Annotated in this window: 18 protein-coding genes; 7 read left to right on the top strand and 11 right to left on the bottom strand. The window is 54.9% G+C overall.

What is annotated here, in order from left to right:
* From rffA to trxA, 9 genes are all read right to left on the bottom strand, one after another.
* On the bottom strand, window positions 1–1,131 hold the full coding sequence (gene rffA, locus EAE_RS07945) for a dTDP-4-amino-4,6-dideoxygalactose transaminase (protein ID WP_015703973.1): 1,131 nt from the start codon (window positions 1,129–1,131) through the stop codon (window positions 1–3).
* Between the two features lie 4 nt (window positions 1,132–1,135).
* Window positions 1,136–1,810, bottom strand: a complete 675-nt coding sequence (gene rffC, locus EAE_RS07940; RefSeq protein WP_015703972.1) for a dTDP-4-amino-4,6-dideoxy-D-galactose acyltransferase — start codon at window positions 1,808–1,810, stop codon at window positions 1,136–1,138.
* Between the two features lie 27 nt (window positions 1,811–1,837).
* Entirely contained in the window at window positions 1,838–3,100 is a 1,263-nt protein-coding gene (gene wecC / locus EAE_RS07935) for a UDP-N-acetyl-D-mannosamine dehydrogenase (protein ID WP_015703971.1), read from the bottom strand.
* Window positions 3,097–4,227 carry a non-hydrolyzing UDP-N-acetylglucosamine 2-epimerase gene (gene wecB / locus EAE_RS07930; protein ID WP_015703970.1) on the bottom strand — a complete coding sequence of 377 codons (1,131 nt, stop codon included), beginning with the start codon at window positions 4,225–4,227 and terminating at the stop codon, window positions 3,097–3,099. Before wecB ends, wecC begins: the two co-directional genes overlap by 4 nt.
* 55 nt (window positions 4,228–4,282) lie before the next feature.
* Entirely contained in the window at window positions 4,283–5,329 is a 1,047-nt protein-coding gene (wzzE, locus tag EAE_RS07925; RefSeq protein WP_020077604.1) for an ECA polysaccharide chain length modulation protein, read from the bottom strand.
* Window positions 5,330–5,342: 13 nt separating this feature from the next.
* The gene (gene wecA, locus EAE_RS07920; protein ID WP_015368885.1) at window positions 5,343–6,446 is read right to left on the bottom strand and encodes a UDP-N-acetylglucosamine--undecaprenyl-phosphate N-acetylglucosaminephosphotransferase; all 1,104 of its coding nucleotides are present in this window, start codon (window positions 6,444–6,446) and stop codon (window positions 5,343–5,345) included.
* Between the two features lie 241 nt (window positions 6,447–6,687).
* Window positions 6,688–7,947, bottom strand: coding sequence for a transcription termination factor Rho (gene rho, locus EAE_RS07915; protein ID WP_002883293.1), 1,260 nt, complete (start codon window positions 7,945–7,947; stop codon window positions 6,688–6,690).
* A gap of 86 nt (window positions 7,948–8,033) precedes the next feature.
* Window positions 8,034–8,135 (bottom strand): rho operon leader peptide, encoded by a 102-nt coding sequence (locus EAE_RS25525; protein ID WP_049245627.1) that lies wholly within the window; start codon window positions 8,133–8,135, stop codon window positions 8,034–8,036.
* A 143-nt stretch (window positions 8,136–8,278) separates the two neighbouring features.
* The gene (trxA, locus tag EAE_RS07910; RefSeq protein WP_002883224.1) at window positions 8,279–8,608 is read right to left on the bottom strand and encodes a thioredoxin TrxA; all 330 of its coding nucleotides are present in this window, start codon (window positions 8,606–8,608) and stop codon (window positions 8,279–8,281) included.
* 343 nt (window positions 8,609–8,951) lie between these two features.
* On the opposite strand from trxA, the gene rhlB reads away from it, so the two are divergent.
* From rhlB to EAE_RS07885, 5 genes are all read left to right on the top strand, one after another.
* Complete coding sequence (rhlB, locus tag EAE_RS07905; protein WP_015368886.1) at window positions 8,952–10,217, top strand: ATP-dependent RNA helicase RhlB; 1,266 nt, start codon at window positions 8,952–8,954, stop codon at window positions 10,215–10,217.
* 89 nt (window positions 10,218–10,306) lie between these two features.
* On the top strand, window positions 10,307–11,812 hold the full coding sequence (gene gppA / locus EAE_RS07900) for a guanosine-5'-triphosphate,3'-diphosphate diphosphatase (protein WP_015368887.1): 1,506 nt from the start codon (window positions 10,307–10,309) through the stop codon (window positions 11,810–11,812).
* A gap of 19 nt (window positions 11,813–11,831) precedes the next feature.
* Window positions 11,832–12,749 carry a LysR family transcriptional regulator gene (locus tag EAE_RS07895; protein ID WP_015703967.1) on the top strand — a complete coding sequence of 306 codons (918 nt, stop codon included), beginning with the start codon at window positions 11,832–11,834 and terminating at the stop codon, window positions 12,747–12,749.
* 131 nt (window positions 12,750–12,880) lie between these two features.
* Window positions 12,881–13,879 carry an amidohydrolase family protein gene (locus EAE_RS07890; protein ID WP_015368889.1) on the top strand — a complete coding sequence of 333 codons (999 nt, stop codon included), beginning with the start codon at window positions 12,881–12,883 and terminating at the stop codon, window positions 13,877–13,879.
* A 61-nt stretch (window positions 13,880–13,940) separates the two neighbouring features.
* Entirely contained in the window at window positions 13,941–14,663 is a 723-nt protein-coding gene (locus tag EAE_RS07885) for a DUF554 domain-containing protein (RefSeq protein ID WP_015368890.1), read from the top strand.
* 4 nt (window positions 14,664–14,667) lie between these two features.
* Here EAE_RS07885 and rep read toward each other — a convergent pair whose 3' ends face one another.
* Window positions 14,668–16,689: a DNA helicase Rep gene (gene rep / locus EAE_RS07880; RefSeq protein ID WP_015703966.1), complete on the bottom strand. Its 2,022-nt coding sequence runs from the start codon at window positions 16,687–16,689 to the stop codon at window positions 14,668–14,670.
* 112 nt (window positions 16,690–16,801) lie between these two features.
* Here rep and ppiC (EAE_RS07875) point away from each other — a divergent pair, with 112 nt between their 5' ends.
* Window positions 16,802–17,083 carry a peptidylprolyl isomerase PpiC gene (gene ppiC, locus EAE_RS07875; protein WP_015368892.1) on the top strand — a complete coding sequence of 94 codons (282 nt, stop codon included), beginning with the start codon at window positions 16,802–16,804 and terminating at the stop codon, window positions 17,081–17,083.
* Between the two features lie 51 nt (window positions 17,084–17,134).
* A complete protein-coding gene (ppiC, locus tag EAE_RS07870) occupies window positions 17,135–17,416 on the top strand; it encodes a peptidylprolyl isomerase PpiC (RefSeq protein WP_002883180.1) in 282 nt (93 codons plus the stop codon).
* Between the two features lie 191 nt (window positions 17,417–17,607).
* On the opposite strand, the gene ilvC is transcribed toward ppiC (EAE_RS07870), so the two are convergent.
* The gene (gene ilvC, locus EAE_RS07865) at window positions 17,608–19,083 is read right to left on the bottom strand and encodes a ketol-acid reductoisomerase (protein ID WP_015703965.1); all 1,476 of its coding nucleotides are present in this window, start codon (window positions 19,081–19,083) and stop codon (window positions 17,608–17,610) included.

Genomic DNA, 19,083 nt, shown 5'->3' with positions numbered 1-19,083 from the left:
TCAGGAGAAGTAGCTCAGCAGTGAATTAATCACCGTCCGTTGGTTTACCGCAGACAGGTTGTAGAACAGCGGCAAACGCAGCAGGCGTTCACTCTCCTGGGTGGTATAACGATCTTCGCCGCAGAACTCGCCGAACTGTTCGCCAGCCGGGCAGCTATGGAGCGGAATATAGTGGAACACCGCCAGAATTTCTGCCTCTTTCAGCCAGTTAATCAGCGCCGCGCGGTCATCGTTATCCCGCAGCTTAATGTAAAACATATGCGCGTTTTGCCCGCAATCCGCCGGCACCGCCGGCAGATCGATACGACCCGCGCGCGCCAGCGGCTGCAGCGCGTCATAATAAGTTTGCCACAGCGTCAGGCGCTGCTGGTTAATCCGCTCCGCGGCTTCCAGCTGCGCCCAAAGATAGGCGGCCTGCAGATCGGACATCAAATAGCTGGAACCGATATCGCGCCAGGTGTACTTATCCACCAGACCACGGAAGAACTGGCTACGGTTAGTGCCCTTTTCGCGAATGATTTCCGCGCGTTCCACCAGTTTACGATCGTTGATAAGCGTTGCGCCGCCTTCACCACCGGCGGTGTAGTTTTTCGTCTCATGGAAGCTAAAGCAGCCAATATGGCCGATGGTGCCCAGCGCGCGGCCCTTATAGGTGGACATCACGCCCTGCGCGGCGTCTTCCACCACAAACAGGTTATATTTGGCGGCGAGCGCCATGATAGTGTCCATTTCACAGGCCACGCCCGCATAATGCACCGGCACGATCGCCCGAGTTTTATCAGTGATTGCGGCTTCTATCAGCGATTCATCAATATTCATCGTATCGCGACGGATATCGACGAAGACGATTTTCGCCCCGCGCAGCACAAAGGCATTGGCGGTGGAAACAAAGGTATAGCTGGGCATGATGACTTCATCGCCAGGCTGAATATCCAGCAGCAGCGCTGCCATCTCCAGCGACGCGGTGCATGATGGCGTCAGCAGCGCCTTAGCGGTGCCGAAGCGCTGTTCAAACCACTGCTGGCAGCGACGGGTAAAACCGCCGTCGCCGCAAAGCTTGCCGCTGTTCATCGCCGATTGCATGTAATCGAGCTCAGTCCCCACCACCGGCGGTGCGTTAAATGGAATCATCGTGTCACCTGTATAACCAGTACGCGGTGCTTTCCACATTCGCACCGCTGAGAATATAACGTTTAAGCGCGGCGGTGTTGCCCATCTGGGTCGCCACCCGCAGTGTAGAAAGCCCGCGTTGCGCCGCCCAGTGGCGCGCCGCCTGCATAAGCTCGGCGCCAGCGCCGCGCCCGGCCAGCAGGCCGATACGCGCGTCGGTGTCGTTGAGCTGACGCAAAGAAACAAATGCGCGGATGTCGCCATCGGACGCGCGAAATAGCAGACACTGGTGGTCAAAGGTCCCCAGCACCGCGTTTTCAATCCATTGCGCGTAGAATCGGCCGCTGGCGTCAGCGGCATACCAGGGAGCGCGAAAACGGCTCATAGCAAAGGCCTGTGCCGCCAGTTCGCGCAGCCGCGCAATATCGCCTTCAACGGCCCATTCGGCGCAGGCATCAGCCGGCTCGCCTACCGGCAAGGCCAGATCGACCTCGCCTTCCACCAGTTGAAAACCGATCTCCTGTAGCGCATCCAGCCGGGCGGTGTCGCTGGCGGCGACTTTCGCCTGCACTCGCGACCATCCCGCCAGGGTTTCAGCGGTGAGCAGCGACGCGCGCTCGTCAAAGCGAACGATGCCGCTATTAACGGCGAAGAAGCGGTTTTCCCACTCCAGCGCTTCAATACTGGCGCGCAGAGGCATTGGATGAACCAGACGAGGGTAGGATTCTCACCGCCACACTCCTTTGGTGTCGATGATATAGGCCTGGGTAACGCTATCGCCGCTAACGGCTTTAAACTCGTTGTGATCGACCAGCATCACCAGCACATCGGCGCTCGCCAGCGCATTATCAAGGGTCGCCAGCGTACACAGGCCATCAAGCTTCTTCGGCAGCGTGTGAATGTTGGGCTCAACCACCTGCGTCGCGCCGCTGTGCCAGCGGGCGATCTGCGCGGCAATTTCCATCGCCGGGCTTTCACGTAGATCATCAATGTTAGGCTTAAAGGCCAGGCCGAAGCAGGCAATAGTCAGTTCGCTGGCGCGTTTATTGCTGGCATTCAGGCACTCGGCAACCTGTGCTTTCACCCGTTCGATAACCCATTCCGGCTTGTGGTCGTTAACCTCGCGCGCGGTGCGAATCAGACGCGCCTGCTGCGGGTTTTGCGCCACGATAAACCACGGGTCGACGGCGATACAGTGGCCGCCGACGCCCGGACCCGGCTGCAGAATATTGACGCGCGGATGGCGGTTCGCCAGGCGGATCAGTTCCCAGACGTTGATCCCCTGGTCGGCGCAAATCAGCGATAGTTCGTTAGCAAAGGCGATGTTGACGTCGCGGAAGCTGTTTTCCGTCAGCTTGCACATTTCCGCAGTGCGCGAGTTAGTCACTACGCATTCGCCTTCAAGGAAAATTTTATACAGCTCACTGGCACGCGCCGAGCAGACCGGCGACATGCCGCCAATAACGCGGTCGTTTTTGATGAGCTCAACCATCACCTGCCCCGGCAGCACGCGCTCCGGACAGTAGGCGACATTAACGTCGGCCGCCTCGCCCACCTGCTGTGGGAAGCTGAGATCGGGGCGCATCGCCGCCAGCCACTCGGCCATCTGTTCAGTCGAACCGACCGGCGAGGTGGATTCCAGGATCACTAACGCCCCTTTCTTCAGGGTCGGGGCAATAGATTTAGCGGCGGATTCAACAAAGGCCATATCTGGCTCATGCCCGCCTTTAAACGGCGTCGGGACGGCAATCAGGTAGGCGTCAGACTCCACCGGCACGGTGGTGGCGCTTAAATATCCCTGTTCAACCGCCGTTTTTACGACGCTCGCTAAATCCGGCTCGACGATATGAATCTCACCACGGTTAATGGTCTCAACGGCGTGTTGATTGATGTCCACGCCAACCACCCGCCGTTGCCGGGAAGCAAATGCGGCAGCGGTTGGCAGACCAATGTACCCAAGGCCAATCACTGAAATGGTAGAAAAACTCATAGCGTTACCTGATTATTTTTAAGAGCGGATAAAATACGATCGCATGCCTGACCATCGCCGTAAGGGTTATGGGCCCGACTCATTGCCTGCCAGGCGGCATCATCCTGCAGCAGACGGGTGACTTCATCGACGATACGCTGCCTGTCGGTGCCGACCAGACGTACGGTGCCAGCGGCGACCGCCTCCGGGCGCTCCGTCATTTCGCGCATCACCAGTACCGGTTTCCCAAGCGACGGCGCTTCTTCCTGAATCCCGCCGGAATCGGTCAGAATCAGCCACGCGCGATTCATCAGCCAGACGAACGGCAGGTAATCCTGCGGATCAATTAATTTCACGTTAGCGACATGGCCGAGAATACGGTTAACCGGCTCGCTGACGTTCGGGTTCAGGTGAACCGGATAAACAATCTGTACATCAGGGTGATGGCTGGCGATATCCGCCAGCGCATGGCAAATGTGCTCAAAGCCGAGACCAAAGCTCTCGCGGCGGTGGCCGGTCACCAGAATTAATTTCTTATCCTCTTCGAGGAACGGGTAGCGCTGCATCAGTTCATTGCGCAGCGCCTCGTCACCAAGGACACGATCGCGAACCCAGAACAACGCATCGATCACCGTATTGCCGGTGACGGTAATGCGTTCTTCGTTAATATTTTCCCGCAGCAGGTTATCGCGCGAGGTGGCGGTCGGGGCGAAATGGTACATTGCCAGACGCCCGGTCAGCGTGCGGTTACCCTCTTCCGGCCACGGCGAGTTCAGGTCGCCGGTACGCAGGCCCGCTTCCACGTGGCCCACCGGGATGCGCTGATAAAACGCCGCCAGGCTGGCCGCCATCGTCGTCGTGGTATCGCCATGTACCAGCACCACGTCCGGCTTAAACGACTCCAGTACCGGCTTTAAACCTTGCAGAATGCGGCAGGTGATCTCGGTTAATCCCTGACCCGGCTGCATAATGTTCAGATCGTAGTCCGGCGTAATCGAAAACAGTTTCAACACCTGATCGAGCATCTCCCGATGCTGCGCGGTTACGCAAACCTTTGCCTCAAAATGAGGATCCTTTGCCAGCGCATGGACCAGCGGCGCCATCTTGATGGCTTCTGGTCTCGTGCCAAATACAGTTAGTACTTTCACATCGATTCTCTTCGATTAGGTGATGATGGCGAGGAGCCTTCATCACAGGCCCCATTCACTGGACACGACGACGTGCTAACGCCACGCCTGCGCCGATGAGCGCGCCCACAATCCCCCACATGATCATCAGAAATACACGCCGCGGGCTATCGCGTTTTACAGGTTCTTCCGGCGTACGCAAATATCTGTAAGTCTGAAAACGTGGATCCAGCGTCGGGCCAACGTTTAGCGTGTTCAGCATGGCGCGGTTCTGGTCATAGTCGAGATCGTATTCCGGCCCTACGGCCTGCAGATTTTCGAGGCGCGCCTGCAGCATCGGCCGGCCAAGTAAGAAGAGTTCGGAGGCCGGCAGCTGTTCCGCCGGAACATCGGTCTCGCTGCGGGAAATGTTATGTTGCTGGGCGATTTTCAACGCCTGCTCGACGCTCTGCACGCGGCGGTTGAAGATCTCGCTTGCCACCTCTTCCTGACGCTTCACCTGCGCTTTCATCTGTACCGTACGCGCCGCCCAGGCGCCCTTCAGCTCATCATTAAGATGACCAGCGGCACGTTGGCTGGCAAAAGCGACATACTGACGCAGCAGATTATTGGCATCTGGCGCGGTCTCCGCCGTCAGCTTGATGCTGTCATTGACGCTTTTCAGCGGGTCGCCGGGGATAAACTGAATATCGTTAATCAGATCGTCAAGCATCGCGGCATCCGCGCGTGAGTTGCCTGACTGGCGCTGCTTGTAGTAATCGGTTTGCAGCCAGAAGTCACGGCGGGTATCCCATGACGCCTGTTGCATAATAAACTCTTTGTATGCCTCATCCATGGCGGAAGGTTGGTCTACCGAAGCCAGATCGGCTTTGATATCCAGGTTACGTAAGAACTGCTGTTGCGAATAGTATCCGCCCAGCATATTGACGGTCGGCCGGTCGGTAATTGCCGTCGCGCTCCACTCCTGGCGAGCAAAAAAGGAATAAATAAGAACGATCAGCGCGAACAGCACGGCGATGCCGACTATCCAGCCTTTTCCTGCCCATAAGGCGCGAAACAGCCCGCGAATATCCAGTTCGTTCTCAACGTTCACTGCTTGTGCTCCCGGTAATGGTTGAGTCATCACTTCCCCAGTTTTACTTGGTTAAATTTGGATTATTGCCGCTGTGTCGCCGAATTCTGCGTCTAATGCGCTTAACCAGACGCGCCACTTTCCATGCGCGCTTAATGCAGTAGCCATAAAGTAAAAAAGCAAACAAAAAGAGTATTAACATCACCCATTCAGGAACAATACGGGTGTATTCCGCCACTACGCCGACCAGCGCCAGTAAAGCGGCAGCCAGCGTAATCAGGACAAAGGCCTGCCGGGAAGTAAACCCGGCACGCATGATCAAATGATGAATATGCTGACGATCTGGCGAAAACGGGCTCATCCCCTTTCGCAGGCGGCGATACATAATCGCCACCATATCCATCAGTGGAATCGCAATAATCCACAGCGCCGTTACCGGGCTGATGGGATGCGTTTTGCCCTGCGTCGTCTCCAGCAGGATCCAGATAATGGTGAAGCCAATCATGGTACTGCCGGCATCACCCATAAACACTTTATAGCGACGTCCAAGCGCGCCAAGATTAAGTAAAATATAGGGCAGAATGGCGGCGATCATCGCAAAACACCACATCGCCAGGCTGTACTGGCCATCAAACCATAAGATGATGCCGGTTGCCGCGAAGGAGACGGACGAAAGCCCGCCGAGCAACCCGTCAATGCCATCCACCATATTGAAGGCGTTGATTGCCGCCCAAACGGCGAAAAGCGTGAGGAAAAAACCAAAGGGGCCGAGGACTAACTCCCACGAACCGAAAATATAGCCGAGGCTGCTGAGATGCAGATTACCCGCCGTCATCATGATAACGGCTATCGCGGCCTGAATAACCGCACGAATTTTTACGCTGATATCAAATCGGTCATCCAACGCGCCGACCAACACCAGCACCCCCGCGCAGGCCAGATACAGCGTGGCATGAGGGATATAATAATCGGCGATCGCAAAGGTAAAACAAATACCGGCATAAACTGAGATACCACCAACTAACGGAATCAAACCTTGATGCCGTTTCCGATAGTTTGGCTTATCCACTAACCCAATTTTTTTCGCTGCTTTACGGGCAACAAATATAAACAGGGTCGTGAATAAGAAAACACTGATTAATTCAGTAATAGCAGTGAGTAAATTCACAACACATGTGCTCTCAGCATAGTTAATCCGGGGAGTATAACGATGATGTCTCCACTCCTGAAGGGGAAAAGCAGAACATTACAAATTTATTGTATATATTTTAGACTGTTAAAGTCCTTTCTGCTTAACCCGCCGCGCATATCATACGTCAACGCTGGCGGTGCTTTTCCCGCCTGGATCATACAAAGCTACAAAACAAAACGCCACGCAATCGCGTGGCGTTTTTTCGGCGTATTCCGTCCTACGAACGCTTCATCATATCGAAGAAGTCGTCGTTAGTTTTGGTCATCGCCAGCTTGTTAATGAGGAACTCCATTGCGTCGATTTCACCCATTGGATGGATGATTTTGCGCAGGATCCACATTTTCTGCAGCTCTTCCTGGGTGGTCAGCAGCTCTTCTTTACGGGTACCGGAACGGTTGTAGTCGATAGCCGGGAAGACGCGTTTTTCCGCAATCTTACGGGAGAGGTGCAGTTCCATGTTACCGGTGCCTTTAAACTCTTCGTAGATAACTTCATCCATTTTAGAGCCGGTATCGATAAGCGCGGTAGCGATGATGGTCAGGCTGCCGCCCTCTTCCACGTTACGCGCCGCACCGAAGAAACGCTTCGGACGATGCAGGGCGTTGGCGTCCACACCACCGGTCAGCACTTTACCGGAAGCCGGAACCACGGTGTTGTAGGCACGAGCCAGACGGGTGATGGAGTCGAGCAGGATAATAACGTCTTTTTTGTGCTCAACCAGACGTTTCGCTTTCTCGATAACCATTTCGGCAACCTGCACGTGACGAGATGCCGGTTCGTCGAAGGTAGAAGCGACAACTTCACCTTTAACCAGACGCTGCATCTCGGTCACTTCTTCCGGACGTTCGTCGATAAGCAACACCATCAGCACGCAGTCAGGGTGGTTGTACGCGATGCTCTGCGCGATGTTCTGCAGCAGCATGGTTTTACCGGCTTTCGGCGGCGCGACGATCAGACCACGCTGGCCGCGGCCAATCGGCGATGCCAGATCCAGTACGCGAGCGGTTAAGTCTTCGGTAGAACCATTACCACGCTCCATACGCAGGCGTGAATTCGCGTGCAGCGGCGTTAAGTTCTCGAACAGAATCTTGTTACGCGCGTTTTCCGGCTTGTCGTAGTTAACTTCGTTAACTTTCAGCAGCGCGAAGTAACGTTCACCCTCTTTAGGAGGACGAATCTTACCGGAAATGGTGTCACCAGTGCGGAGGTTGAAGCGGCGGATTTGGCTGGGGGATACGTAGATGTCGTCTGGACCGGCGAGGTAGGAGCTGTCTGCTGAGCGGAGGAATCCAAATCCATCCTGCAGTATCTCCAGTACGCCATCGCCAAAGATATCTTCGCCACTCTTTGAATGCTGCTTGAGGATGGCAAAAATAATATCCTGCTTACGCATACGAGCCAGGTTTTCCAGCCCCATATTTTCGCCGAGAGTAATCAGCTCAGAAACCGGCGTATTCTTTAATTCGGTAAGATTCATAGTGGTGTGGGTTCTTAAACTCGGGGTAAATCTCGAACTTAATGTTGTGAATGGTATGGCAGGAACATCCATGCCTGTTAGCGGCTTCATCTCGTGTCTGTACGTTGCCTGGTCACAGGAAAGAACGCAGAACTGAAACGACAAGACGGAATGAGTGATAAGCCCGGAATTATTAGCCTCACGCGCATAGTCTGCGGGACGCTTTGGGTAAAACAAGATTCAAACAATAGGTATGTTTAAAACGAAGTCTGGAATTAACTTAGCACGACTCAGGCCGGGCGTCCAGAGTTCCACAAAAAATAGGAATCCGGACGCCGGAATGGCAAACCGATTACGCCAGGTTGGCGTCGAGGAACTCTTTCAGTTGGCCTTTGGACAGCGCGCCGACTTTAGTCGCCGCGACTTCGCCGTTTTTGAACAGCAGCAGCGTCGGGATGCCGCGGATGCCGTACTTCGGCGCCGTGCCCGGGTTCTGATCGATGTTCAGTTTAGCCACGGTCAGTTTGCCTTGATACTCTTCAGCGATCTCATCCAGAATCGGGGCGATCATTTTGCACGGACCACACCACTCTGCCCAGAAATCGACGAGGGTCAGCCCGTCAGCCTTGAGTACGTCCGTGTCAAAACTGTCGTCAGTCAGGTGAATAATTTTATCGCTCATATATAACTCCACAGGAATAAGCCTGGTGTGTTGGTGTCGCAGTCATCAACGACGTGTTGATGCTACGTTATGCACGCTATTCTTCAGGATGCCTCTTTTATAAGCTACCTGCGGGAATGGATCCACCATGGACCACCACCGCCGATGCTTAAGCGCACTGTCTGCAAATCTACCAGCGGCAGATTTACCGCCCCCGTTGCGCTTAGTAGTCTAAGCTTTCCGGGATCCATTCAGTAGCCGGAGACGCACCTTGAATAATTTCGTATATCGCCAACGAAAGGTTGACGTTATTTCACCGGATACGCTTTCTTAATGCAATAGTTAGCTGATATTCTACCACACTATGAGCAAAACACATTTGACAGAACAGAAGTTTTCCGACTTCGCCCTGCACCCGGCAGTTGTCGAAGCCCTTGAAAAAAAAGGGTTTCATAATTGCACACCCATTCAGGCTCTCGCCCTTCCGCTCACGCTGGAAGGCCGCGATGTCGCCGGGCAGGCGCAAACCGGTACCGGTAAAACGATGGCGTTTCTGACGTCAACGTTTCATTATCTTCTCTCTCACCCGGCCATCGCAGACCGCCAGGTTAACCAACCGCGCGCGCTGATCATGGCGCCAACGCGCGAGCTGGCGGTACAGATTCACGCTGACGCCGAACCGCTGGCGCAGGCCACCGGTCTGAAGCTCGGTCTGGCATACGGCGGCGACGGCTACGATAAGCAGCTGAAAGTACTGGAAAGCGGCGTTGATATTCTGATCGGCACCACCGGTCGACTGATCGATTACGCCAAACAAAACCACATTAATCTCGGCGCCATTCAGGTTGTCGTGCTCGACGAAGCCGATCGCATGTACGATCTCGGCTTTATTAAAGATATCCGCTGGCTATTCCGCCGCATGCCGCCGGCCACTCAGCGCCTGAACATGCTGTTCTCCGCCACGCTGTCTTATCGCGTACGCGAACTGGCATTCGAACAGATGAACAACGCCGAGTACGTTGAAGTCGAACCGGAACAGAAAACCGGCCACCGCATTAAAGAAGAGTTGTTCTATCCTTCCAACGACGAAAAAATGCGCCTGCTGCAGACGCTGCTGGAAGAAGAGTGGCCCGACCGCGCTATTGTTTTCGCCAACACCAAGCATCGTTGTGAAGATATCTGGGGCCATCTGGCGGCAGATGGACATCGCGTCGGCCTGCTGACCGGCGACGTGGCGCAGAAAAAACGCCTGCGTATTCTCGAAGAGTTCACCCGCGGCGATCTCGATATTCTGGTTGCGACCGACGTAGCCGCTCGCGGCCTGCATATCCCAGCCGTCACCCATGTCTTTAACTATGACCTGCCGGATGACTGCGAAGACTATGTCCACCGTATCGGCCGTACCGGCCGCGCGGGCGCCAGCGGGCACTCCATCAGCCTGGCCTGTGAAGAATACGCGCTGAACCTGCCGGCAATCGAAACCTATATCGGCCATTCGATCCCGGTCAGCAAGTACAATCCGGACGCGCTGATGACCGATTTACCGAAGCCGCTGCGTTTAACGCGCACCCGCCCCGGTAATGGCCCGCGCCGTAATGGCCCGCCTCGTAATCGTCGTCGCTCAGGTTAATATCTATGCCATACACGAAATTTTTCAGGATGCGCCACGGAGATTATCCCGGGCAACGAAGCCCAGTCGACACAGGAGCTGCCTGAAAGATGAAGAGTATGAGTTCCACCTCGCTGTATGCCGCCATCGACCTTGGCTCCAATAGTTTTCATATGTTGGTGGTGCGCGAGGTGGCGGGCAGTATTCAGACCCTGAGCCGCATTAAGCGCAAGGTGCGTCTGGCTGCCGGCCTGAATAGCGACAATGCGCTCTCCGCAGAAGCGATGGAGCGCGGCTGGCAGTGCTTACGCCTGTTTGCCGAACGTTTGCAGGATATTCCTTCGGCGCAAATTCGCGTCGTCGCCACCGCCACCCTGCGGCTGGCGGTCAACGCCGGCGAGTTTCTGGCGAAAGCGCAGGAAATCCTCGGTTGCCCCGTCCAGGTGATTAGCGGTGAGGAAGAAGCCCGCCTGATCTACCAGGGCGTAGCCCATACCACCGGCGGCGCCGATCAGCGTCTGGTGGTGGATATCGGCGGCGCCAGCACTGAACTGGTGACCGGCACCGGCGCGCAAACGACCTCGCTGTTCAGCCTGTCGATGGGCTGCGTCACCTGGCTTGAACGCTACTTTGCCGACCGTAGCCTGACGAAAGAAAACTTCGATCTCGCTGAAGCGGCGGCGCGCGATGTGCTGCTTCCAATCGCTGATGTCCTGCGTTACCACGGCTGGAAAGTGTGCGTCGGCGCTTCAGGCACCGTGCAGGCGCTGCAGGAAATTATGATGGCGCAGGGAATGGATGAGCGCATCACCCTCAGCAAGCTACAGCAGCTTAAGCAGCGCGCCATCCAGTGCGGCCGACTCGAAGAGCTGGAAATCGAAGGGCTGACACTCGAACGCGCACTGGTTTTTCCGAGCGGCCTTGCCATTCTGATTGCTATCTTTAGCGAACTGAATATTCAGTGCATGACGCTGGCTGGCGGCGCATTACGCGAAGGCCTGGTCTACGGCATGTTGCACCTTTCTGTCGATCAGGATATTCGTAGCCGCACGCTGCGTAATATTCAGCGGCGCTTTATGATCGATACTGAACAGGCGCAACGGGTGGCTAATCTGGCCACCCATCTGGTTGATCAACTGGACAGCGGCTGGGAACTGGATCCGCTAAGCCGTGATTTGCTCGTCAGCGCCTGCGCGCTTCATGAAATTGGCCTGAGCGTCGATTTCAAACGCGCGCCGCAGCACGCCGCCTATCTGGTCAATAACCTCGACCTGCCCGGTTTTACCCCGGCGCAGAAGAAGCTCATCGCCACGCTGCTGCTCAACCAGACTAACGCCATCGATCTTTCTTCGCTCCATCAGCAAAACGCGGTACCGCCGCGCGTTGCCGAACATTTGTGTCGCCTGCTACGGCTGGCGATTCTGTTTGCCAGCCGCCGGCGCGACGATCTCCTGCCAGCCATTCAACTTGCCGCCGACGACGAAAAACTGACGCTGACGCTGCCGGATGACTGGCTGAAGGAACATCCGCTGGGCCGGGAAATGGTCGAGCAAGAGTGTCAGTGGCAAAGCTATGTCCACTGGGCGCTGTTGATCAACGACGACACGGCGAGGTAATTTCCAGCCAGGAGGGCGCATGCGGGAAGAACTGGATTTCAAATCACTACGCTTTTTCTCCGCGCTCTACCGTTTGGGGAATGTTTCTCCGGCGGCGGAAGCACTCGATATCAGTCAGCCAACCGGTAGCCTGCTGCTAAAAAAGCTACGCGAGCACTTTGACGACCCGCTGTTTGTGCGCGTTGGACAACGCATGGCGCCAACGCCGCGCGCGGACGCTATCGCCCCCACCATTTTTACTCTTTTGCAACTGGCCGATACCGATCTGGCGGCTAAGCCGGAATTTATCCCGCAGGAGAGCAACCGTAACTTCACCATCGGCATGACCGATATCAGCCAGATGACGCTTCTTCCTTTGCTGCAAAGCCAGCTCCAGCGGCTGGACGCCAGCGGCATCACCTTTACGGTGCTGAATATTGACGATCAGACGCTTAGCGCGCTGGAATCAGGGAAATGTGATTTGGCGATCGGCTATCTTACCCAACTGCCGGAGAGCGTCTATCAGCAGCATCTGTTCGATCAGTCGTATGTTTGTCTGGCAGCGGACAATCACCCGCGCATTCGTCATCGGTTCAGCGCCGAAGACTGGCGTCAGGAAAAGCACCTTGCGGTTCGCGTCAACGGCACCGCCCACGGCGACATTGATAAACTGCTGGCGGAACACAGTATGCCGCGGCGTATCGCATTGACGCTGCCCAGCTTTTTAGGCGCGGGCGAGCTGGTTGCCGGCAGCGAGATGATCGCGGTGGTGCCGGAGCAGCTGGCGCGCCACATCACCAGGCGTTACCCCTGCCGCAGCTGGCCGCTACCTTTCTCACTGGCTAACATCGCGATTCGCCAGGTCTGGCACCAGCGTCTGCACCGCGATCCTGGGCATATCTGGCTGCGCAAGCAGATTGTAGATCTTGCCGCCTCAGGCGGTTCTATTAGCATTTAAATCATAAAATAAGCGGCTGTATTAGGATTTCTGATACGCTATATTCTATTTGGTTTATTGCTGTCAATACGTCAAAAATTTTAATCTCCCCGCATCAGTTCATATCGACCGAATAAATAAAGGAACCTATCATGCGCGGAAAAATCGCTTTAGAAGAACATGTATCTACTCCTGAAAATAACCGTTTATGGGATTCGACCGGCGAAGCTAACCGTAACGGTAGCGAATATATGCAAGACGTAGAGCGCCGCCTGCTTGACCGCAGCATTCAACTCGAAGAAATGGCGCAACGTAATATTGACCACGTTATTCTTTCTCTGACTTCACCCGGCGCGCAATCTATTTTAGATAAAGCCAAAGCGGTCTCTTTCGCTCGCGACACTAACGACTTTATCGTTGATAATTATGTAAAACCGAATCCGGATAAATTTAGCGCGTTCGCCACGCTGGCGTTACAAAACCCGGAAGCTGCGGCGGAAGAGCTGGAGCGCGCGGTGAAAAAACTGGGCATGAAAGGCGCGCTGATTAACGGCTACACCAACGTCAAAGACAGCGAACATGGCCTGTATCTTGATGATGAATCCATGCTGGTATTCTGGGATAAAGTCAACGAGCTAAACGTGCCGGTGTACCTGCATCCGCGTGAACCGCTGGAAGGCCCGGCGCGCGGGATTTATACCGGTTACGAAAGCCTAATCGGTTCCGCCTGGGGCTTTGCGCAGGAAACCGCCGTTCACGCTATTCGCCTGATGATGAGCGGCCTGTTCGACCGTTATCCGAATCTTAACCTGGTGCTGGGACACCTCGGTGAAGGGCTGGTACACATGCTGCCGCGCACTCAACATCGCCTCTATCGTCAGCGTTTCGGCTGCGGTTTGGGCAAGGCGGAAAAACCGTTAATGCACTATCTGCAAAATAACTTTATTGTCACCACCAGCGGTCATTTTAATACTCACTCGCTAAATAATGCGATTGAAGTAATGGGTGCCGATCGCGTGATGTTCTCCGTTGATTACCCTTATGAAGATATTCATCAGGCCTGCGACTGGTTTGATCCGTTAGAAATGGATGAAGGGCTGAAAGAAAAAATAGCCTGGGGCAATGCCAGCCGCGTATTTAATATCAAATAATAAAAAATAAATCGACAGGGCCTGTTCTCAGGCCCTGGTTTTATTACAGGGAGAATATACTATGCCGGTAGGTATTTTTGTTTGCAGCGGTTCATTACTCGTCGGCGCGATTGCAGGCGCCTCACTCAACCGATTTATCCCGGATCACTTTAAGAAAACGCTACCGCTTATTTCCGGGTTAATCTCTATCAGTATGGGCGTGTTCTTCCTTAACAAACTCATCAATCTGCCACCCATTGCGCTGGCCGTTATCATCGGCACGATTATTGGCGGCCTGTTGAATATTGAGAAGTGGATTGAGCGGGCGGGAACACAGCTGCGAACGCCCATCGAGCGCATTTTTCCAGGCCAAAACAACGCAGGCGTAGAAGCGGAGGATTTTATGAACCAGTTTATCGCGGTGCTGATCCTGTTCTGCGCCAGCGGTACCGGTATTTTTGGCGCCCTAACCGAAGGGATGACCGGCGACCCGACCATTCTGCTGACCAAGTCGATACTCGACTTTTTCACCGCCGCCATTTTCGCTTCGACGCTGGGCTACATTATCACCGCGATTTTTATTCCCCAGCTGATCATCTTCGTGATTCTGTTCTTCGCCGCCACGTTTATTATGACGTTGATAAGCCCATCGATGATCGCTGATTTTACTGCCTGCGGCGGTATTATTATGCTGGCGACCGGTTTTCGGCTTTGCGGTATTCGCCATTTCCCCACCGCCAACATGCTGCCGTCACTGCTGCTGGTGATGCCATTTTCCACCGCCTGGCAGCAGTTTGTCGCCTGAAACGTTAGCCCTTTTTCGCCTTCGCCAGCATCGCCTTGATATTCGCAACGTTGGCCTGGCCTTTATGCATACGTTCTTCCGCAGAGATGACTTTCCGCTCCAGCTCCCAAATCAGATCGTCTTGCGGGAGCTCAAGCAGAAAACGGCTCGGCTCCGGGCGTACCAGCTCGCCATACTGACGACGCTCCTTACAGAGCGTAAAGGTCAACTCTTTCTGCGCGCGCGTGATACCTACATAGGCCAGACGCCGTTCTTCATCAACATTATCTTCATCGATACTGCTCTGATGCGGCAGCAATCCCTCTTCCATTCCCACCAGGTAAACATACGGGAACTCCAGCCCTTTTGAGGCATGCAGGGTCATCAACTGCACCTGATCCAGCTCTTCATCCGATTCGCCGCGTTCCATCATATCGCGCAGGGTAAAGCGGGTAACCACCTGCGTCAGCGTCATCGGCTCATCTATCTCGCTGCCTTCCAGCATTTCGGTCATCCAGGTGAACAGCTGGTTGACGTTTTTCATCCGCATTTCCGCGGCTTTCGGGCTCGGCGAGGTTTCATATAGCCAGGACTCATAATCAATCCCGCGAATTAAATCCCGCACGGCATTGACTGGTTCACGCTCGGCCAGTTGCTGAATTTCCCGCAGCCAGTGGGTGAAACGAGTGAGGGATTCATACCCGCGCCCGGTCAGCGTCTGGCTTAACCCCATATCAAAGCTGGCGGTGAATAAGCCTTTATTGCGGCTCATCGCCCATTCGCCCAGTTTTTGCAAGGTCGCCGGACCAATCTCTCGCTTCGGCGTATTGACGATACGCAGGAAGGCGCTGTCGTCATCCGGGTTGGTGAGTACGCGCAGATAGGCCAGCAGATCTTTAATTTCCGGACGCGAGAAGAACGAGGTGCCGCCCGAGATTTTGTACGGGATGCGGTTCTGCATCAGCATCTTTTCAAAGACCCGCGACTGGTGATTGCCGCGATAAAGGATGGCGTAATCTTTGTAGTTTGTTTTATTAATAAAGTGGTGGGCAATCAGTTCGCCAGCGACGCGCTCCGCTTCATGATCTTCGTTATTGGCGGAGAGCACTTTCAGCTCGGTACCGTAGCCAAGTTCTGAGAACAGCCGCTTTTCAAACACGTGCGGGTTATTGGCGATCAAAATGTTGGCAGCCTTCAGAATACGCCCTGATGAACGGTAGTTCTGTTCAAGTTTGATCACCTGCAGCGCCGGAAAATCCTGGCTTAACAGCACCAGGTTCTGCGGCCGCGCGCCGCGCCACGAGTAGATCGACTGGTCATCATCACCCACCACGGTAAAGCGCGCGCGCTGCCCCACCAGCAGCTTCACCAGCTCATACTGGCTGGTGTTGGTATCCTGATACTCATCCACCAGCAGGTAACGGATCTTGTTCTGCCAACGTTCGCGCACCTCTTCATTGCGCTGCAACAGAAGCGTCGGCAGTAGAATAAGATCGTCAAAATCGAGGACGTTGCAGGCCTTCATATGCGCATCATAGAGCCCATAGCAGTGGGCGAAGATGCGGTCCCGTTCGCCTTTCGCGCCAGCCGCCGCCTGCGCCGGCGTTTTCAGATCGTTTTTCCAGTTGGAGATCGTCGAGATAAGCTGCTGCAACACCACTTTGTCATCTTCGATCAACCCTTCGGTGAGCTCTTTGAGCAGCGCGACCTGGTCGGTATCATCGAACAAGGAAAAGTTGGATTTCATTCCCAGCGCGGCGTATTCACGTTTGATGATATCCAGCCCCAGGGTGTGGAAGGTGGAAATCATCAGCCCGCGCGCCTCTTTTCGCCCCAGCGTTTGCCCGACGCGCTCTTTCATTTCGCGGGCGGCCTTGTTAGTAAAGGTGACGGCCGCGATATGGCGCGCCTGATAACCGCAGCCGCGGATCAGGTGGGCGATTTTATTCGTAATAACGCGGGTCTTACCGGAACCGGCGCCCGCCAGCACCAGGCACGGTCCGGTAACGAATTCGACGGCTTGTTGTTGGCCAGGGTTTAAACGCATGGGAATATTGCTCAATCTTCGAACGGGGTGTGGATTGTAGCAGAAAGCGAGGCCGAGATTTACCGGCTGATGGTAAAGTGTCAGCCACGCAATTCATCCTGAGGCTCCGGTAATGGCAAAAAGCGCAGCGGCCCTGCATATTCTGGTCAAAGAAGAAAAACTGGCACACGACATCCTCGCCAAGCTGGAACGGGGCGTCAGCTTCGATCATCTGGCGAAGCGCTACTCAAAATGTCCGTCCGGACGCCATGGCGGCGATTTGGGGGAGTTCCAGCAGGGCGCGATGGTCGCTCCGTTTGATAAAGCCGTGTTCAGCTGTCCGCTGCTCAAACCCTATGGCCCGGTACAAACCAAATTTGGCTACCATATCATCAAGGTGCTGTATCGCCGCTAGCGCGTGTTACTATGGCGCCCTGATTTATCCCAACTCAATCAAGGCGCAATCATGGCTAAAACAGCGGCAGCACTGCATATCCTGGTAAAAGAAGAGAAACTGGCTCTCGATCTGCTTGAGCAGCTCAAAAACGGCGCCGACTTCGGCAAGCTGGCGAAAAAACACTCTATCTGCCCGTCAGGAAAACGCGGCGGCGATCTGGGCGAATTCCGCCAGGGCCAGATGGTTCCGGCATTCGATAAAGTAGTTTTCTCCTGCCCGGAACTGGAGCCAACCGGCCCGCTGCATACCCAGTTCGGTTACCACATCATCAAAGTGCTGTACCGGAAATAATAAAAAAACCCGGGGATCTTAATCTCCGGGTTTTTGCCTGATGGCGCTTCGCTTATCAGGCCTACTAAACAAATCCATTCCTCTATGGATTTCGGCTGGCCGGAAGTGCATCCCCAGGAACATAGATTCCTATGTGACTGGGGTGTACGTACCGTAGCCAACGCATCGGCAAGTCGAAAGACGACGAGGAATCAGCCGGCAACCGCGATACGCTTCATATCGGTCATATAACCGCGCAGTTTTTTACCCACCGCTTCGATAGCGTGGCTGCGAATCGCTTCGTTCACGTCACGCAGCTGAGCGTTATCCACCGCACCTTCGGCAATCGCTTTGCCCAGGTCGCCGGTCTGCAGAGTGGTCATGAACTCTTTCAGCAGCGGTACGCAAGCATAAGAGAAGAGGTAGTTACCGTACTCCGCGGTATCGGAGATAACCACGTTCATTTCATACAGGCGCTTACGGGCGATTGTGTTGGCGATAAGCGGCAGCTCGTGCAGCGATTCGTAGTAAGCGGACTCTTCGATGATGCCGGAATCAACCATGGTTTCGAAGGCCAGTTCAACGCCCGCTTTCACCATTGCAATCATCAGAACGCCTTTATCGAAGTACTCCTGCTCGCCGATTTTACCTTCATACTGTGGCGCGGTTTCGAACGCGGTTTTACCGGTCTCTTCACGCCAGGTCAGCAGTTTTTTGTCGTCGTTCGCCCAGTCAGCCATCATGCCGGAAGAGAATTCGCCGGAGATGATGTCATCCATATGTTTCTGGAACAGCGGCGCCATGATCTCTTTCAGCTGTTCTGACAGCGCGTAAGCACGCAGTTTCGCCGGATTAGACAGGCGATCCATCATCAGGGTGATGCCGCCTTGCTTCAGCGCTTCGGTGATGGTTTCCCAACCGAACTGAATCAGTTTTTCCGCATACGCCGGATCGGTACCTTCAGCCACCAGCTTATCGAAGCACAGCAGAGAACCCGCCTGCAGCATGCCGCAGAGGATAGTCTGCTCACCCATCAGGTCAGATTTCACTTCCGCCACGAAGGAGGATTCCAGAACACCCGCACGATGGCCGCCGGTCGCCGCTGCCCACGCTTTAGCAATGGCCATACCTTCGCCTTTCGGATCGTTTTCCGGGTGTACGGCGATAAGCGTCGGCACGCCGAAACCGCGTTTGTACTCTTCACGAACTTCGGTACCCGGGCACTTCGGCGCCACCATCACCACGGTGATGTCTTTGCGGATCTGCTCGCCCACTTCAACAATGTTGAAGCCGTGGGAGTAACCCAGCGCCGCGCCGTCTTTCATCAGCGGCTGTACGGAACGCACAACGTCAGAGTGCTGTTTGTCCGGAGTCAGGTTGACGACCAGGTCAGCCTGCGGGATCAGCTCTTCATAGGTACCCACTTTGAAGCCGTTTTCGGTCGCTTTACGCCAGGATGCGCGCTTCTCGGCGATCGCTTCTTTACGCAGCGCATAGGAGATATCCAGGCCGGAGTCACGCATGTTCAGCCCCTGGTTCAGGCCCTGCGCGCCACAGCCGACGATGACTACTTTTTTACCCTGAAGATAGCTTGCGCCATCGGCAAATTCATCGCGCCCCATAAAGCGGCATTTGCCCAGCTGAGCCAGCTGCTGGCGCAGATTCAGTGTGTTGAAGTAGTTAGCCAT

This window comes from Klebsiella aerogenes KCTC 2190 (genome assembly GCF_000215745.1).
Lineage (GTDB): Bacteria > Pseudomonadota > Gammaproteobacteria > Enterobacterales > Enterobacteriaceae > Klebsiella > Klebsiella aerogenes.
This window is presented reverse-complemented; position numbering and strand designations above follow the sequence as displayed.

Coding starts and splice junctions, on each gene's coding strand:
- rffA (WP_015703973.1), bottom strand. CDS start 1,131: ATGATTCCATTTAACGCACCGCCGGTGGTGGGGACTGAGCTCGATTAC.
- rffC (WP_015703972.1), bottom strand. CDS start 1,810: ATGCCTCTGCGCGCCAGTATTGAAGCGCTGGAGTGGGAAAACCGCTTC.
- wecC (WP_015703971.1), bottom strand. CDS start 3,100: ATGAGTTTTTCTACCATTTCAGTGATTGGCCTTGGGTACATTGGTCTG.
- wzzE (WP_020077604.1), bottom strand. CDS start 5,329: ATGACTCAACCATTACCGGGAGCACAAGCAGTGAACGTTGAGAACGAA.
- rho (WP_002883293.1), bottom strand. CDS start 7,947: ATGAATCTTACCGAATTAAAGAATACGCCGGTTTCTGAGCTGATTACT.
- EAE_RS25525 (WP_049245627.1), bottom strand. CDS start 8,135: ATGCGCGTGAGGCTAATAATTCCGGGCTTATCACTCATTCCGTCTTGT.
- trxA (WP_002883224.1), bottom strand. CDS start 8,608: ATGAGCGATAAAATTATTCACCTGACTGACGACAGTTTTGACACGGAC.
- rhlB (WP_015368886.1), top strand. CDS start 8,952: ATGAGCAAAACACATTTGACAGAACAGAAGTTTTCCGACTTCGCCCTG.
- gppA (WP_015368887.1), top strand. CDS start 10,307: ATGAAGAGTATGAGTTCCACCTCGCTGTATGCCGCCATCGACCTTGGC.
- EAE_RS07895 (WP_015703967.1), top strand. CDS start 11,832: ATGCGGGAAGAACTGGATTTCAAATCACTACGCTTTTTCTCCGCGCTC.
- EAE_RS07890 (WP_015368889.1), top strand. CDS start 12,881: ATGCGCGGAAAAATCGCTTTAGAAGAACATGTATCTACTCCTGAAAAT.
- EAE_RS07885 (WP_015368890.1), top strand. CDS start 13,941: ATGCCGGTAGGTATTTTTGTTTGCAGCGGTTCATTACTCGTCGGCGCG.
- rep (WP_015703966.1), bottom strand. CDS start 16,689: ATGCGTTTAAACCCTGGCCAACAACAAGCCGTCGAATTCGTTACCGGA.
- ppiC (WP_015368892.1), top strand. CDS start 16,802: ATGGCAAAAAGCGCAGCGGCCCTGCATATTCTGGTCAAAGAAGAAAAA.
- ppiC (WP_002883180.1), top strand. CDS start 17,135: ATGGCTAAAACAGCGGCAGCACTGCATATCCTGGTAAAAGAAGAGAAA.
- ilvC (WP_015703965.1), bottom strand. CDS start 19,083: ATGGCTAACTACTTCAACACACTGAATCTGCGCCAGCAGCTGGCTCAG.